This is a genomic window from Mycobacterium sp. IS-3022 (assembly GCF_001500065.1).
Taxonomy (GTDB): domain Bacteria; phylum Actinomycetota; class Actinomycetes; order Mycobacteriales; family Mycobacteriaceae; genus Mycobacterium.
In genome coordinates this window covers 137765-153775 of sequence record NZ_LQIN01000023.1, presented here as the reverse complement: position 1 = coordinate 153775, position 16011 = coordinate 137765, and the positions used below count along the sequence as shown (strand labels likewise).

Below are 16011 nucleotides of genomic sequence, written 5' to 3'. Positions count from 1 at the left end.
CGTCACGGGTTTCGCCAGCTTCCACAAGGGTAAAGTCCTTGGCGTGTGTGGAGCCACCGGCGAGGTGCGTCTCGACGGCCGGGTACCTGACGTCGCAGCTGTGTCAGCCATGGCGGAGGCGATGGCGCCCAGGGGCCCGGACTCGGCGGGCGTGTGGTCTCAGGGCCGGGTCGCGCTGGGACACCGTCGCCTGAAGATCATCGATCTGTCCGCAGCCGGCGGTCAGCCGATGCTCGACTCCGACCTCGGGCTGGCAATCGCCTGGAACGGCTGCATTTACAACTACAAGCAGCTGCGCCGCGAGCTCAGCGAGCACGGCTACCGGTTCTTCTCCCACAGCGACACCGAGGTCCTGCTCAAGGCGTACCACCATTGGGGCGACCGGTTCGTCGACCGGCTCTACGGCATGTTCGCGTTCGCGATCGTCGAGCGCGACAGCGGCCGGGTCCTGCTCGGCCGCGACCGGCTGGGGATCAAACCGCTGTACTTCACCGAGAATCCGGCCCGGATCCGCTTCGCGTCGTCGCTGCCGGCGCTGTTGGCCGGCGGCGACGTCGACACCCGCATCGACCCCGTCGCCCTGCACCACTACCTGACGTTCCACTCGGTGGTGCCCGCGCCGCGCACGATTTTGCGTGGGGTGACCAAGGTGCCGCCGGCGTCGCTGGTGGCGATCGAACCGGACGGCAGCCGCAGCACCCGCACGTACTGGGAACCGGACTTCACCCGCCGCGCGGACCGCGCCGACTGGTCCGAACGCGACTGGGAGGACGCCATTCTCGGCGCGCTGCGCGTCGCGGTCGACCGACGCCTGGTCGCCGACGTTCCGGTCGGCTGCCTGCTATCCGGCGGCGTCGACTCCAGCTTGATCGTCGGGCTGCTCGCCGAGGCCGGGCAGCACGGGCTCGCGACGTTCTCCATCGGCTTCGAATCGGTGGGCGGCGTGGCGGGCGACGAGTTCAAGTACTCCGACATCATCGCCGAGCGCTTCGGCACCGACCACCACCAGATCCGCATCGGCACCGAGCGGATGCTGCCTGCGCTCGACGGCGCGATCGGCGCGATGAGCGAGCCGATGGTCAGCCACGACTGCGTCGCGTTCTACCTGCTGAGCCAGGAGGTCGCCAAGCACGTCAAGGTGGTGCAATCCGGCCAGGGCGCCGACGAGGTGTTCGCCGGATACCACTGGTATCCACCGATGGCCGGCGCGGGCTCGCTCGACGAGTCGGTGGGCATCTACCGCGACGCGTTCTTCGACCGCGACCGGTCCGGCTACGAGGCGCTCATCTCGCCCACGTTCACCACATCCGACGACCCGAGCCTGCGCTTCGTCACCGAGAACTTCGCGCGGGCGGGCGCCGAGACCGGCATCGACCGTGCACTGCGGCTCGACACCACCGTGATGCTCGTCGATGACCCGGTCAAGCGCGTCGACAACATGACCATGGCCTGGGGTCTGGAGGGCCGGGTTCCGTTCCTCGACCACGAGCTCGTTGAGCTCGCCGCGACCTGTCCGCCCGAGCTGAAGATCGCCCACGAGGGCAAGGGCGTGCTGAAGCAGGCCGCGCGGCAGGTCATCCCGGCCGAGGTCATCGACCGGCCGAAGGGCTACTTCCCGGTGCCCGCGCTCACCCACCTCGAGGGCCCGTACCTGGACATGGTGCGCGACGCGCTCTACGCGCCCGCCGCCAAGGAACGCGACCTGTTCCGGCCCGCGGCGATCGACCGCCTGCTCGCCGACCCGAACGGTCGTCTCACGCCGCTGCGCGGCAACGAACTCTGGCAGCTCGCGCTGCTGGAACTGTGGCTGCAGCGGCACGGGATCACGGGACCCGCGGCATGACGGCGACCGGTCCCGAGACCGACCAGACCGAAGCCATCACCCTCGGCCTTCACCACGCGTCGCCGCAGCACCTCGTCGACGCGATGGCCGACGATGTCGTGATCGAAATGGGCTGGGGCCGACTCATTTTCGGACAGACGTTCGCCGATCCGCAGAAGCTCGCCGAGGTGTTGCGCCACGAAGGCCCGGGCCGTCGGGACATCTGCATCTACGCCCGCGAACCCCATGTGCTGGTGTCGATGGCCCCCGCCGAACTGTTCATCGATCCGAGCCACACCTACCGGCTGAGGTTCACCGAAGACCACGAACCGGATCCGGCGCCGACCGGATTCTCGGTGCGGGGGCTGCAGAGCGCCGAGGACGCCGACGAGATGAACCGCGTCTACGTGCGCTGTGGCATGGTGCCCGGGCCGGTCGAGGTGTTGTGGCAGAACCACCGGACCCAGGACGCGCTCGACTACCTGGTCGCGGTGCGTGACGACGACGGCGCGGTGGTGGGCACCGTCACCGGCGTCGACCACAAACGGCTGTTCTCCGACCCCGAGAACGGCTCGAGCCTGTGGACCTTGGCCGTCGACCCGACCACCAGCCTGCCCGGCGTCGGCGCGTCGCTCACCCGCGCGCTGTCCACGATCTACCGCGACCGGGGCCGGGCGTACATGGACCTGTCGGTGAGCCACGACAACGTGGCAGCGATCTCGCTGTACGAGAAACTCGGGTTCGAGCGGGTTCCGGTCATGGCCGTCAAGCGCAAGAACGCCATCAACGAACCACTGTTCACCCATCCCCCCGAGACGATCGACGACCTGAACCCGTATGCGCGGATCATCGCCGACGAGGCGATGCGCCGCGGCATCTGGGTGGAGGTGCTCGACGCGGGGGCCGGCGAGATGCGGCTGTCCCACGGGGGCCGCAGCGTCCTGACCCGGGAATCGTTGTCCGAGTACACGTCTGCGGTGGCGATGGCGCGCTGCGACGACAAGCGGTTGACGCGGCGCCTGGTGGCCGAGGCCGGCATCAAAGTGCCCAAGGGCCGGTTGGCCACCTTCGACGAGAAGGATCACGAGTTCCTCGAAGAGGTCGGCGATGTCGTGGTCAAACCGACACGCGGCGAACAGGGCAAAGGCATCACCGTCGGGGTCAGCGGTCCCGACGAACTGGACGCGGCGTTGGCCCGCGCACGCGAGGAACACCCCAACGTGCTCATCGAACAGCGCGCCGAAGGTGACGACCTGCGCCTGGTGGTGATCGACGGCAAGGTGGTGGCCGCGGCGTTGCGCAGGCCGGCGGAGGTCGTCGGGACCGGGCACCACACTGTCCGCGAGCTCATCGAGGCGCAGAGCCGGCGACGGTCGGCGGCGACCGGGGGCGAGTCCCGCATTCCGATCGACGCGGTCACCGAGGCGACGGTTACCGAGGCGGGCTGGACCTTCGACGACGTGCTCCCCGAAGGGCAGCGGCTGCGGGTGCGCCGGACCGCGAACCTGCACCAGGGCGGCACCATTCACGATGTGACGGCGAAGGTCGACCCTCATCTGTGCGACGTCGCGGTCAAGGCGGCCCACGCGATCGGCATCCCGGTGACCGGCATCGACCTGCTGGTCCCCGACGTCACCGAACCGGAGTACGTATTCATCGAGGCCAACGAGCGACCGGGGCTGGCCAATCACGAACCACAGCCCACCGCAAAGGCTTTCGTCGATTTTCTGTTCCCGGGAAGCCCCGCGCTGCCGCAGGCCTGGACACCCGAAGAGGCGACCTGAGCTACCAGGTGCTGGTGCGCATCACGATCTCTGCGGCCAGTTGCGCTGTCGATTCGTGAGCGTTGCGCCTGCCCAGCAGGTCGACCATCCGATAGTCGCCGTACACATAACGCTGGCTGGCCCGGGCGATCGCGCGGGCGGCGGGCGTGCTGACCAGCGCGGTGGTGTTCATCTCCACCGGCGGGCAGTGCTCGTCGCGGATGACACCGGCGGCGTCGGCGACGCGCGGATGTCCGCGGTCGATGACGACCAGCCCGATGAACCGGTCGAGCCGGGTCGCGGCGAGTTCCCACGCCAGTTCCCCACCGATGCGGTCGCCGACGAGCAGCGCCCACTTCACGTCGAGCGCGTCGAGGATGGCCACGACCGACTTGGCGGTCAGCCGCGGATCCGGAGGGACGACGACGGTGCGCAGCGACGCGGTGTGCAGCCGCTGACAGACCGCGTCGTAGGCGGCGGTCGACTGGTGCGCCGCGCCGAGCACCACCACGACAGAGCCCTTCTCGGGACCTGCGACATCGACGGGCACGCTGATTCCCTCAACAGTGACCGTGGTGGATGGCATTGGGACACGCTACAGCGGCCGCTGGGCCGCCGCGGTCGTTTCGCCGGAGGTGAACACTCCTGTCAGCCCGTGGGCACACGCTCGGCCTGCCGGGCCGCGATGTCCAGAAAGGTCTGCGGCAGCGCGGCTTTGACCGGAATCGTCGGATTCGGCACCGGAAACGCAACGCCGTAGACGGCCATGGTCCCGACGTTCTCGAACGAGAAGTAGACGCGGCTGTCGACGCCGCTCAGGCGCATTGTCTGCTCGTAGACGAGCGCGTCGCTTCGGGCGCCGTCCATCTTGGTCGTCGTCATCGGGATGCCCGGCGAGAACGGGTCGAAGAACGTCTGGAACTGCGCGCAGCGTTCCGCGGTGGCCGCCAACTTGTCGAGATCGAGATGCCATGTCAACACCGTCATCACGACGCGGGTGCCGTCGTAGCCGACGACGTACTCTGCGGCGCTGCCCGGCCCCCGTTCGCCCGATTCGGCGATGACCCGGGTGAGCCCCTCCGAGCAGCCCGCGGGACGCGACAGCATGGCCGGCGGGGGTCCCGCGCCGTCGCCCCGCCCCGGCTCGCGGACGACGCGGTCGTATTGCACCCCTTGTGGGAAGTCGGCGGCGGTGAGCAATGTCCGGTCCAACCGGGCGCCCGGCCACGTCGCGGTGCCCGCAATCTGATGGGCGCATCCGGTCAGCATCACCGCCGCGAGGACGACCGCCGTCCCATATCGCCAGCTCATCGCCGTAGTCCGGTCACGACCGTGGGCCTGGCCGGGGCGCCGTCGTCCAGCAGGGCAAGAACCGCGTCGATGTCGAGATGGCTGGTCAGCAGGTCGGCCATCAGGTCGAGCTGAGCGTCGCGGCGAGCGCTGACGTCGACGTCGTCGGCGACGACGAATCCGGTGCGGCCTGCGGCGGCGGCGGCCTCGGCCAGCCACGCGCGCCGGACGGCGTCGTTGTCGAGCAGCCCGTGCCAGTGTGTGCCGTACACCGCTCCGCGGCGAAGCCCGACACCAAGCCACTCGTCCTCAGTCGAGCGGCTGACCTGGCCATGGTGAATCTCGTAGCCCGACAACGGTTCCCGGTGGCGCCGCAGGATCTTGGCGTCGGCGAAGACGATGTCTGCGTCGAGCAGTCCCAGCGCCGTCACGACGCCGGCGCGTGACTCCACCGGATCGTCGATGCGCGTGCAGAGCATCTGGAACCCACCGCATATGCCGAGCACGGGCCGGCCGCGTGCGACGTGTGCGTCCAGCGCTTCGGCCAGGCCACTGCGGCGCAGCCAGTCCAGGTCGGCGACGGTGGCCTTGCTGCCGGGGAGCAGGACCACGTCGGCGTCGGCGAGATCGGCGGGGTCGGTGACCCAGCGCACCAGCACGCCGGGTTCGCATGCCAGCGCCTCGACGTCGGTCGAGTTGGAGATGCGAGGCAGCCGGATCGCGCCCACCCGCAACCACTCCCGCCCGCGCGGGGGCGCCGGTTCGCCGACCACGCGATGCGCCACCACCGAGACGGAGTCTTCGGTGTCGAGCCACAACCCGTCGGCGTAGGGAATGACACCGTAGGTCGGTCGCCCGGTCAACTCCTGCAGTTGCGCCAGTCCGGGCGCCAGCAGCGACGGGTCGCCGCGAAACTTGTTGACGACGAAGCCGGCGATCAGCCGTTGATCGTCCTCGTCCAGCACCGCGACGGTGCCGAACAGGTGGGCGAGCAATCCGCCGCGGTCGATGTCGCCGACCACGATCACCGGAATGTCCGCCGCGCGTGCCAGCCCCATGTTCGCCAGATCGTTTGCGCGCAAATTGATCTCGGCGGGAGATCCGGCGCCCTCGCAGATGACGACGTCGAAATCGGAGCGCAGCTGCGCGAGTTCGTCGGCGACCACCGCGGCGAGGCGGTCGCGGTGGTTGAAGTAGTCCCTGGCGCCGACGGTGTCGACGACCTTGCCGCGCACGACCAGTTGGGAGGTGCGGTCGCTGCCCGGTTTGAGCAGGATCGGGTTGAAGCGCGAGTGCGGTGCGAGGCCTGCGGCACGAGCCTGCGTCGCCTGCGCGCGGCCGACCTCGCCGCCGTCGACGGTGACCGCGGAGTTGTTGGACATGTTCTGCGCCTTGAACGGCGCGACGCGAATACCCTTGCGGGCCAACAGCCGGCACAGTCCGGCCACCACCATCGACTTGCCGGCGTCTGACGTGGTGCCGGCGACCAGCAGCGCGCCGCCCGCCGATTGTGAAGATGGCGACGGAAATCCGCGTCTGGGCGTCGTCAGATTCACAATCGAGGCGCCCTTAGTCGGCGACGGTCAGGATCTCGGCGCCGTCGTCGGTGACCACCAACGTGTGCTCGAACTGCGCGGTCCACTTCTTGTCCGTGGTGGCGACGGTCCAACCGTCGTCCCAGATCTCGTAGTCCAGCCCGCCGAGGTTGATCATCGGCTCGATGGTGAACGTCATGCCCGGTTCCAGCACGGTCTGCACCGCCGGCTGGTCGTAGTGCAGCACGACCAGGCCGTTGTGAAAGGTGGTGCCGATGCCGTGGCCGGTGAAGTCGCGAACGACGTTGTAGCCGAACCGGTTCGCGTACGCCTCGATGACCCGGCCGACCACCGACAGCTGGCGGCCCGGTTTGACGGCTTTGATCGCGCGCATCGTCGCTTCGTGCGTGCGCTCGACGAGCAGGCGGTGCTCCTCGGATACGTCGCCGGCGAGGAACGTCGCGTTGGTGTCGCCGTGCACACCGTCGATGTAGGCGGTCACGTCGATGTTGACGATGTCGCCGTCCTCGATGACGGTCGAGTCCGGGATACCGTGGCAGATGATCTCGTTGAGCGAGGTGCAGCAGGACTTCGGGTAGCCCTTGTAGCCCAGCGTCGACGGGTAGGCGCCGTGGTCGACCATGTACTCGTGGGCGATGCGGTCCAACTCGTCGGTGGTGACTCCGGGCGCGACGGCCTTACCGGCCTCGGCGAGCGCACCCGCGGCGATCCGGCCGGCCACCCGCATCTTCTCGATCACCTCGGGAGTCTGCACCCAGGGCTCGTCGCCCTCGCGCGCCGTCGACCTCCCAACGTATTCGGGCCGGGCGAGCGAGCTGGGCACCGGCAGCGTGGGTGAGACCACGCCGGGGCGAAGGGCGGTACGAACAGGCATGACGCCAAGGATAGCCACGAGAACGGCAATCTCCGTAGTGGAGAACAGTGCTAACGTATAGCTATGCTAAGCGAGTCGGCGCCCATGGAGGTCACCCCAGGCCATCTGCTCGGTCGCCTGGGTATGCGCGATGTGGTGGAGACCGACGAGCGGCTGATCATCGAGATGGACAACCGGCCCGACCTGACGAATATCCGCGGGGCTCTGCAGGGCGGCTTGGTCGCAACGCTGATCGATATCGCCGCCGGCCGGCTGGCCGCCCGCCACGTGCGGTCGGAACAGAGCGTGACGACCACGGACCTCAACGTTCACTTCGTCGCGCCGATCGTCGTGGGGCCCGCCCGGGCTGAGGCCACGATCGTGCGCGCCGGCAAGCGGCTGATCGTCACCGCCGTCGACGTCACCGATGTCGGCCGCGACCGGCTGGCGGCCCGGTCGACGTTGAGCTTCGCGGTGCTCGATCCCCGCTAGCTTTGAGCCATGACGATCGACGAAGTTGACGACGAGTTCGCCACCAGGTTCGCCGAACGGTTCGCCGATACCTGGCGCATCCCTGACATGGCGAAACACGAGGCGCTGTGGAGCGACGACATCGTGCTGGTGCAGCCGATGATGGGCCGGCTGCGCGGCAAGCGGGCCTGCCGGGAGTCGTTTCAGCGGTTGTTCGCCCTGGTGCCCGATCTGCACGCCGACGTGCATCGCGTCGGCCACGGCCGCCACGAGGTGTTCATCGAGTTCACGCTGAGCGGAACCTACGGCGGCAAGCCGATCGCCTGGGATGCGGTCGACCGGTTCACGTTCACCAAAGGCTTGATCTCCGAACGTGTTTCGTATTTCGACTCCGCGCCGCTGGCGGTGAAACTGGCGGGCCGCCCCGCCGGTTGGGGACGGCTGATCCGCACCGGAGCTGCGTTGTTCAGGCGTTAGCCACGTTTGAACCAGGATTTGCGCGGCCCTCGGATGTCCACCGAGCCGCAGACCACCTTGCCGGTCAGGATGACGTGCGGCGTGCCCTCGGCCGGCGCGTCCCGGCGATGGTCGTGCGCGCTGCCGACGGCGACCTCCACATCGTCGATCGAGGCGCTGGCGCCGTCGGGTAGCCGCAGTTCCAGGCCACCGAACTTCAGGTCGAGCTCGATGACGACCATCGGCCCGGCGAACCGCGCCCTCGTGAGGTCCAGATCCACCGAACCCATCCGCCTGTGCAGGGCGAGCCGGCTGGGCACGGTCCATTCGCCGTGCCGTTTGAGCGAGCCCAGCACACCGCGCAATTCCACCCGGTCGGCCGCCGAGGTGACGATCGCGCCGGGTCCGGGCAGGTCGCCGACGAGCGCGTCGAGGTCGGAGTGCAGCCGCGCCCGGGCCACCGCCGCCGAGCGCTCCTCGAACTCCTCGATGTCGATCAGGCCCAAGGCGACGGCGTTGTGCAGCCGCCGCAGTGTGCCGTTGCGGTCGGCGTCGGAGACGCGCATCGCGTCGTGCTTGTCGATACCGGTCATGACCTTGTAGAAACAGGTTACTCAGGCCAGATAGTCCGGCGGCAGCCCGTCGAGCATGCCTTTGACCATCCGCACGGCGTACTCCGAGGAGCCGCCACCGACGATCAGCGCGGCGAACGCCATGTCGCCGCGGTAGCCGGCGAACCAGGAGTGCGAACCGCCCGCGAACTCCGCCTCACCGGTTTTGCCCCGCACGTCACCCGCACCCTGCAGACCCTCGGCGGTGCCGTTGGTCACCACCAGTCGCATCATCGGCCGCAGCCCGTCGAGGATTTTCTGGCTGATCGGCTCCGGCGCATCGTGCACCACCGTCTGCCTGCCCAGAATGAGTTGCGGCACAGGCGTTTTCCCGGCCGCGACGGTCGCTGCGGCCATCGCCATGCCGAACGGGCTGGCCAGCACTTTGCCCTGCCCGAAGCCGTCTTCGGTGCGCTCGGCGAGGTCGACGGTCGGCGGCACCGAACCCGTAACGGTCGTGAGCCCGTCGATCTCGTAGTCGGTGCCGATGCCGTACTTCGCCGCGGCCTTCGTCAGACCGCGCGGCGGCATCCGGCTGGCCAGTTCGGCGAACGTGGTGTTGCACGAACTGGCGAAGGCCCGCGACATCGGCACGGTGCCGAGGTCGAACCCGCCGTAGTTGGGCACCGTGCGGTGGCCGATGTCCATCGTGCCGGGGCACGGAAGCAACGTGTTGGGAGTGGCCATGTCGCGTTCGATGGCCGCCCCCGCGGTCACCATCTTGAACGTCGATCCCGGCGGATACAGGCCGTTGGTGGCGATCAGACCCTCGGCGTCGGCCGACGCGTTCTGCGCCACCGCGAGGATCTCGCCCGTGGACGGTTTGACCACCACGATCATCGCCTTCTTGCCGGTGAAGTCGACCGCGTTCTGCGCGGCGTTCTGAACCGCGCGGTCGAGGGTGATAGTGATCGACGGGGCGGGCTCACCCGGCACCTCGTTGAGCACGCCGACGTCGACACCGTTCTGGTTGACGCTGACCACCCGCCAACCCGCGTGTCCGCTGAGTTGGTCGACCACCGCGTTCTTGACCTCGCTGACGATCGCGGGCGCGAAACTTTCGTCGGTGGGCAGCATTTCGGCTTGTGGCGTGATCACCACACCGGGTCGGGTCCCGATCGCGGCGGCCACCCGGTCATGGTCGGACTTGCGCAGCGTGATCAGGTTCAGCGGCTGTTTCGACGAGCTGGCCTGCTCCGCGAGCCGCTGCGGGTCCAGCGCGTTGTCGAACGGCCGCAGTGCGTCGACGACGGCGCGCGCGGTCGGCATCAGCTCTTCGCCTGCCGCGCCGGCATCCAACGCGTAGCTGTAGTGGTAACCGGGCACCAGCACCTCGGTGCCGCCGCGCTCGATCACCGACGCCCGCGGCGGCGGGTCCGCGCGCAACGCGAAGGTCTGATTCTCGCCGAGCCTCGGGTGCAGCCCGGTGGTGCTCCACCGCACCTCCCACCGGCCCTCGTCGCGGACCATGTTCAGCTGCCCGTCATAGGTCCAGGTGCGGTCCTTCGGCAGATGCCAGGTGTAGCGGTACGTGACGCTTCCGGTGTCCTCGGCGTACTTGGAGCCCAGGATCTGGGTGTCCAGGTGCGTGGCCTGCAACCCCGCCCACGCCTCGTTGAGCGCTTTGCGCGCCTCGGCGGGCCGGTCGCTGAGCTCGGCCGCGCCGGTGGTGTCACCGGTGGCCAGCGCGGCGAAGAACTTCTCGGCGGCCGGTTCGGGTCCGGCGGGCCTGGGCGTGCAGGCGCTGTTGAGGCTGACGACCACTCCTCCGACCGCCAGCAGGGCTGCGACACGTGATGCTGTAGTTGCCATTGGGGCAGATGTTACGAACTTGAGACCTGCAATCGCGGGAGGCGCACCGGAATTTGCATCACCAGTCACACTCACCCACACCTTGCAGCGAAAGTCCGAGGTGACATGCAAAACGTCGATCGGTGTGCCAAGCGGTAGCCGTGTGACGAGCCCGTCGGCCGAACGGCACCGGCACCGTCCCCGCGGCTAGGAGCCCGCGGCCGGCGCCCGGACCACCAACGGCACCGCCGGGAAATAGGCGGCCATCTCCGATCGCGACTTGCGCAACGCCGCGGTGCCGTACCCCTGCTTTCGGTAGTCGGGGTGGATCCAGATCCGCACGTTCACCTCGCCGCCGACGAGGTCGCCGAACACCATGCCGACCTTCTCGGTGCCCTGCACCGCGACCAGCCAGGCGGCCTCCTCGGCGTCGACGCGCCGCAACCCGGCGCGGATCTCGTCGTCGAGGTCGCCCGCCGGCGCCCGCGACCCGTCGCCCGACTCGCGGACATCCTGGGTGCGCGCGGCGAAGATGTCCCGGTCCGCCGCGGCGAGGAACGGCCGCAACACCAGGCTGTCGGCCGTGCGTGCCGGTTCACCCATGGTGAAGCTCAGCTGATTGTTGAGGTCCTCGAGCTCGGCGGCGATCCGGCGCCGCGACACCTTGGTCAGCCGGTCGAACGACAACCGCAGCACCGCTTCGGCGGCCACGTGCGACGCACCGAGCATGCCCGCGATCGCCTCGATCGCCGCGTCGTAGTCGTCGGAATCCACGATCACGTCGAGGAGTTCGTGTCGCCGCTCGAGGGCCCGGACCATCGTGTCGGCGATTTCTCTGCGCGCGATTGTGCGGTCGTCGTCAGCCATGACGTGAGCGTAGGACAGTCGGGCGGACAGGAACCGTCAGTCGAGCAGAACCGTCGCGAACGTTCCCACCTGTCGGAAGCCGACGCGGTCGTAGGTGGCTCTGGCGACGGTGTTGAAGTCGTTGACGTACAGGCTCGCAGTGCGACCGGACCGCACCACGGCCGACGCCAAGGTGGCGGTGCCCGCGGTGCCCAGACCGCGTCCACGCCAGTCGGGGTGCACCCACACACCCTGAATCTGCCCGACGGCCGGCGACTGCGAACCGACCTCGGCCTTGAACACCACCTCACCGCGCTCGAAGCGGGCCCAGGCGCGGCCCGCGGCGATCAGCCCGGCGACCCGGCGCCGGTAACCGCGGCCGCCGTCGCCGAGGCGCGGGTCGATGCCGACCTCGCCGATGAACATGTCGATCGAAGCGACGAGGTATGCGTCGAGTTCGTCGGCACGGACCTGGCGTACGGCGGGATCGACGACGCACTGCGGCGGTGTGCTCAGCGCCATCAACGGCTGATGTTCGCGCACGTCGCGCGCGGTGCCCCAGGCCGGCTCCAGGCGATGCCACATCGGCATCACCAGCTCGGCGCGCCCGACCAGCGACGAGCAGCGCCGCGCGGTACTCATCGCCTTCTCGGCGAATGCATGTAGGTCGGTTGGCGTGCCGCGCAACGGAATCAGGTTCGCGCCGGCGTAGCACAGCGATTCGGTGGGCCGGCGCCGCGTCCACAGTTCGCCGCCGATCGCTGAGGGCTCCACACCGTGTTCGGCCACTCGGCAGGCGACCATGCAGGATCCGACCGGATCCTCGTCGAGGACCCGCATCACGGCGCCGACGTCGCGCACCACGGAGACCCGTCGTTCGTCGACGTGACGAAACAGCGGCGGTGCCGACATGGGAACTCTTTCTAACCGACGCCGGGCGTGGAGTCACCCAGTGTGTGGGATCACACTCAGCTTACGGTCACCACCGGTGAACCGCTGGCATCTGTTCCACGCTCTTCGGCGATTCGCAACGCCTCTTCGATCAGCGTCTCGACGATCTGCGCCTCGGGCACGGTCTTGATGACCTCACCCTTGACGAAGATCTGGCCCTTGCCGTTGCCGGACGCGACACCGAGATCTGCTTCCCGAGCCTCGCCCGGGCCGTTGACCACGCACCCCATCACGGCGACGCGCAGCGGTACCTCCATGCCCTCGAGACCGGCGGTCACCTCGTTGGCCAGGGTGTAGACGTCCACCTGGGCGCGACCGCAGGACGGGCACGACACGATCTCCAGCGACCGCGGACGCAGGTTCAGCGACTCGAGAATCTGGTTGCCCACCTTCACCTCTTCGGCGGGCGGCGCGGACAGCGAGACGCGGATGGTGTCGCCGATTCCCTTGGATAGCAGGGCGCCGAAGGCCACCGCCGACTTGATGGTGCCCTGGAAAGCGGGGCCCGCTTCGGTCACACCGAGATGCAGCGGATAGTCACACTGCGCGGCCAACTGCTCGTAGGCGGCCACCATCACGACCGGGTCATTGTGCTTGACGCTGATCTTGATGTCGCCGAAGCCGTGCTCCTCGAACAGCGACGCCTCCCACAGCGCGGACTCGACCAGCGCCTCGGGCGTGGCCTTGCCGTACTTCTCCATGAATCGCTTGTCCAGCGACCCGGCGTTGACGCCGATGCGAATCGGAATGCCCGCGGCGCCCGCGGCTTTGGCGACCTCGCCGACCCGACCGTCGAATTCCTTGATGTTGCCGGGATTGACGCGCACCGCCGCGCAGCCGGCGTCGATCGCGGCGAAGATGTACTTCGGCTGGAAGTGGATGTCGGCGATCACCGGGATCTTCGACTTCTTCGCGATCGCCGGGAGCGCGTCGGCGTCCTCCTGGCGCGGGCACGCCACCCGGACGATGTCGCAACCGGACGCGGTCAGCTCCGCGATCTGCTGCAGCGTGCTGTTGACGTCGTGGGTCTTGGTGGTGCACATGGACTGCACCGCGATCGGGTGGTCGCTGCCGATGCCGACATCGCCGACCATCAACTGGCGGGTCTTGCGTCGAGGGGCCAGGACGGGTGCCGGTGGGGCCGGCATACCCAGTCCTATCTGTTGCCCAATGCTGCCGACGGACATAGCTCTCCTACTGGAAGATTCTGATCGGATTGACGAAGTCGGCGGTCACGGTCAACAGCATGTAGCCGGCCACCACGACGAGGATCACGTACGTGGCGGGCATCAGCTTGAGGTAGTTGACCGGACCCGCGGCCACCATGCCGCGTGCCGACCGGATCATGTTTCGGATTTTTTCGTAGAACGCGATCGCGATGTGGCCACCGTCGAACGGCAGCAGCGGGACGAGATTGATTGCGCCGAGCACGAAGTTCAACTGGGCCAGGAAGAACCAGAAGGCGACCCACAGCCCCTGGTCGACGGCGTCGCCGCCGATGATGCTGGCGCCGACCACGCTGATCGGTGTCTCGGGGTCGCGTTCTTCGCCGGCGATGGAGCGCACCAACGCACCCATCTTGGTCGGCAGCTTGGCCAGCGACTTGCCGATCTCCACGGCGAGGTCGCCGGTGAAGGCGAACGTGCCCGGCACTGCCGTCAGCGCGTTGTACTGCGTCGGTCCGAACCGCGCCGCGGTGATGCCGACCGACCCGACCGGCTCGGGTGCGGACGTGTCACCGTCGGTGACCCAGCGCTGGGCCGGGACGACGTCGACGAGCGTGGTGAACTCGCTGCCATCGCGCTGCACGGTGAACTGCGTGGGCTCGTCGAGTTTGCGCACGGCGGCGACCAGCTCGTCGAAGTTGGCCACCGGGGTGTCGCCGATCTTGACGACCGTGTCGCCGGCCTCGATGCCCGCGGCCGCGGCCGGCGAGGGCGCCAGGCAGTCGCCGAGCTGGCCCTTGCTGACTTCGGCCTTCACGCATGACGTCTCGCCGACGATCGCGGTGGTCGGCGCGTGCAGGTTGGGCAGTCCCCACACGACCGCGATGCCGTAGATCAGCACCAGGCCGATGACGAAGTTCATGCCGGGGCCGGCGGCCAGCACCGCGGCCCGCTTCCAGGTCTTCTGCTTGTACATCGCGCGGTCGCGCTCGTCGGGTGCGAGTTCCTCGATCGCGGTCATGCCCGCGATGTCGCAGAACCCGCCCAGCGGAACCGCCTTGACGCCGTATTCGGTCCGGTCGCCGAGCTTGTTCGTGCGCCAGGTGGACCACAGCGTCGGGCCGAAGCCGACGAAGTAGCGGCGCACCTTCATGCCGGTGGCCCGCGCCACCCACATGTGGCCGCATTCGTGCAGGGCCACCGAAACGAGGATGGCCAGCGCGAACAGCGCGACACCGATGAACCACATCATCTGGTGGTGATTACCTCCCGCTCGACCGCGCGCTGAGCGCGGTCACGTGCCCACCGCTGGGCATCAAGTACGTCTTCCACGGTAGCCGGTTCGGCGGCCCACTGGTCGGCAGCGCGCAGCACCTCGCCGATGGTGCGCACGATGGCCGGGAACCGGATGCGCCCGTCGAGGAACGCCGCCGCCGCTTCCTCGTTGGCGGCGTTGTAGACCGCGGTCAGGCAACCGCCCGCTTCGCCCGCCTCGCGAGCCAGCCTCACCGCGGGGAACACCTCATCGTCGAGCGGCTCGAAGTCCCAGGTCGATGCGGTGGAGAAGTCACAGGCCAGCGCGGCTGCGGGGACCCGTTGCGGCCAGCCGAGTGCCAGCGCGATGGGCAACCTCATGTCCGGCGGGCTGGCCTGTGCCAACGTCGAACCGTCGGTGAAGGTGACCATCGAGTGCACGATCGACTGCGGGTGAACCACCACCTCGATGCGGTCGTAGGGCACCCCGAACAGCAGGTGGGTTTCGATGAGCTCCAGCCCCTTGTTGACCAGCGACGCCGAGTTCAGCGTGTTCATCGGGCCCATCGACCAGGTGGGATGGGCACCGGCCTGCTCGGGGGTGACCGATTCCAGCTTGTCGGCGGACCAGCCGCGGAACGGGCCACCCGAGGCGGTCAGCACGATCTTGGCGACTTCGTCCGGGGTGCCGCCGCGCAGGCACTGGGCCATCGCGGAGTGTTCGGAGTCGACGGGCACGAGCTGGCCCGGATGCGCCGCCTTGAGCACCAGTGGTCCACCGGCGACCAGGGATTCCTTGTTGGCCAGCGCGAGCCGCGCGCCGGTCGCCAGCGCGGCGAGCGTCGGTTCGAGCCCCAGTGCGCCGACGAGCGCGTTGAGCACCACGTCGGCCTCGGTGTTCTCGACGAGTCGGGTGACGGCCTGCGGCCCGGCATAGGTGACATCGCCCACACGCGCGGCCACGCTTTCGTCGGCGACGGCGATGTTGGTCACCCCGGTGGCCGCGCGCTGGCGCGCAAGCAGGTCCGGGTTGCCGCCGCCGGCGGCCAGGCCGACGACTTCGAAGCGGTCGGGATTGGCGGCGATGACGTCCAGCGCCTGGGTTCCGATCGATCCGGTGCTGCCGAGGATCAGCACGCGCCGTCTTGCACTCACCGGACCATTGTGCCGCCCGTGCGCGT

General features: G+C 68.7%; 15 protein-coding genes. 4 read left to right on the top strand and 11 right to left on the bottom strand.

All coding sequences use genetic code 11. From position 1 onward, the window contains the following. Nucleotides 1-43 precede the first annotated feature (43 nt). Nucleotides 44-1843: an N-acetylglutaminylglutamine amidotransferase gene (locus AU188_RS15025; protein ID WP_059164489.1), complete on the top strand. Its 1800-nt coding sequence runs from the start codon at nucleotides 44-46 to the stop codon at nucleotides 1841-1843. Continuing rightward, on the top strand, nucleotides 1840-3606 hold the full coding sequence (ngg, locus tag AU188_RS15020) for an N-acetylglutaminylglutamine synthetase (RefSeq protein ID WP_059164752.1): 1767 nt from the start codon (nucleotides 1840-1842) through the stop codon (nucleotides 3604-3606). Before AU188_RS15025 ends, ngg begins: the two co-directional genes overlap by 4 nt. Nucleotide 3607: 1 nt before the next feature. Here the strand turns inward: ngg and AU188_RS15015 are convergent, their stop codons facing one another. The 4 genes from AU188_RS15015 to map all read right to left on the bottom strand — a co-directional run bounded on the left by AU188_RS15015 (nucleotide 3608) and on the right by map (nucleotide 7305). Further along, nucleotides 3608-4171 carry an alpha/beta fold hydrolase gene (locus tag AU188_RS15015; protein WP_059164488.1) on the bottom strand — a complete coding sequence of 188 codons (564 nt, stop codon included), beginning with the start codon at nucleotides 4169-4171 and terminating at the stop codon, nucleotides 3608-3610. A gap of 62 nt (nucleotides 4172-4233) precedes the next feature. Next, entirely contained in the window at nucleotides 4234-4896 is a 663-nt protein-coding gene (locus tag AU188_RS15010; protein WP_059164487.1) for a hypothetical protein, read from the bottom strand. After that, nucleotides 4893-6425, bottom strand: coding sequence for a cobyric acid synthase (locus AU188_RS15005; RefSeq protein WP_286137517.1), 1533 nt, complete (start codon nucleotides 6423-6425; stop codon nucleotides 4893-4895). The genes AU188_RS15010 and AU188_RS15005 overlap by 4 nt, the downstream gene beginning before the upstream one ends. Before the next feature lie 19 nt (nucleotides 6426-6444). Next, complete coding sequence (gene map, locus AU188_RS15000; RefSeq protein ID WP_059164486.1) at nucleotides 6445-7305, bottom strand: type I methionyl aminopeptidase; 861 nt, start codon at nucleotides 7303-7305, stop codon at nucleotides 6445-6447. An 84-nt stretch (nucleotides 7306-7389) separates the two neighbouring features. Here map and AU188_RS14995 point away from each other — a divergent pair, with 84 nt between their 5' ends. After that, the gene (locus AU188_RS14995) at nucleotides 7390-7776 is read left to right on the top strand and encodes a PaaI family thioesterase (protein ID WP_059164485.1); all 387 of its coding nucleotides are present in this window, start codon (nucleotides 7390-7392) and stop codon (nucleotides 7774-7776) included. A 9-nt stretch (nucleotides 7777-7785) separates the two neighbouring features. Beyond that, entirely contained in the window at nucleotides 7786-8232 is a 447-nt protein-coding gene (locus tag AU188_RS14990; RefSeq protein ID WP_059164484.1) for a nuclear transport factor 2 family protein, read from the top strand. Here the strand turns inward: AU188_RS14990 and AU188_RS14985 are convergent. The 7 genes from AU188_RS14985 to dxr form a co-directional block, all read right to left on the bottom strand. Then, a complete protein-coding gene (locus AU188_RS14985; protein WP_059164483.1) occupies nucleotides 8229-8804 on the bottom strand; it encodes a DUF1707 SHOCT-like domain-containing protein in 576 nt (191 codons plus the stop codon). The two genes, AU188_RS14990 and AU188_RS14985, sit on opposite strands and share 4 nt — an antisense overlap. A 21-nt stretch (nucleotides 8805-8825) precedes the next feature. Next, nucleotides 8826-10634: a penicillin-binding transpeptidase domain-containing protein gene (locus AU188_RS14980; RefSeq protein ID WP_059164482.1), complete on the bottom strand. Its 1809-nt coding sequence runs from the start codon at nucleotides 10632-10634 to the stop codon at nucleotides 8826-8828. Nucleotides 10635-10820: 186 nt separating this feature from the next. Continuing rightward, nucleotides 10821-11480 (bottom strand): GNAT family N-acetyltransferase, encoded by a 660-nt coding sequence (locus AU188_RS14975; RefSeq protein ID WP_059164481.1) that lies wholly within the window; start codon nucleotides 11478-11480, stop codon nucleotides 10821-10823. A 36-nt stretch (nucleotides 11481-11516) separates the two neighbouring features. Further along, nucleotides 11517-12371: a GNAT family N-acetyltransferase gene (locus AU188_RS14970; RefSeq protein WP_059164480.1), complete on the bottom strand. Its 855-nt coding sequence runs from the start codon at nucleotides 12369-12371 to the stop codon at nucleotides 11517-11519. A gap of 56 nt (nucleotides 12372-12427) precedes the next feature. Beyond that, nucleotides 12428-13597 (bottom strand): flavodoxin-dependent (E)-4-hydroxy-3-methylbut-2-enyl-diphosphate synthase, encoded by a 1170-nt coding sequence (gene ispG, locus AU188_RS14965; protein ID WP_059164479.1) that lies wholly within the window; start codon nucleotides 13595-13597, stop codon nucleotides 12428-12430. A gap of 7 nt (nucleotides 13598-13604) precedes the next feature. Then, nucleotides 13605-14828, bottom strand: a complete 1224-nt coding sequence (locus AU188_RS14960) for a M50 family metallopeptidase (RefSeq protein WP_059164478.1) — start codon at nucleotides 14826-14828, stop codon at nucleotides 13605-13607. Beyond that, nucleotides 14825-15985, bottom strand: a complete 1161-nt coding sequence (gene dxr / locus AU188_RS14955; protein WP_059164477.1) for a 1-deoxy-D-xylulose-5-phosphate reductoisomerase — start codon at nucleotides 15983-15985, stop codon at nucleotides 14825-14827. The genes AU188_RS14960 and dxr overlap by 4 nt, the downstream gene beginning before the upstream one ends. Between the last annotated feature and the right edge of the window lie 26 nt (nucleotides 15986-16011).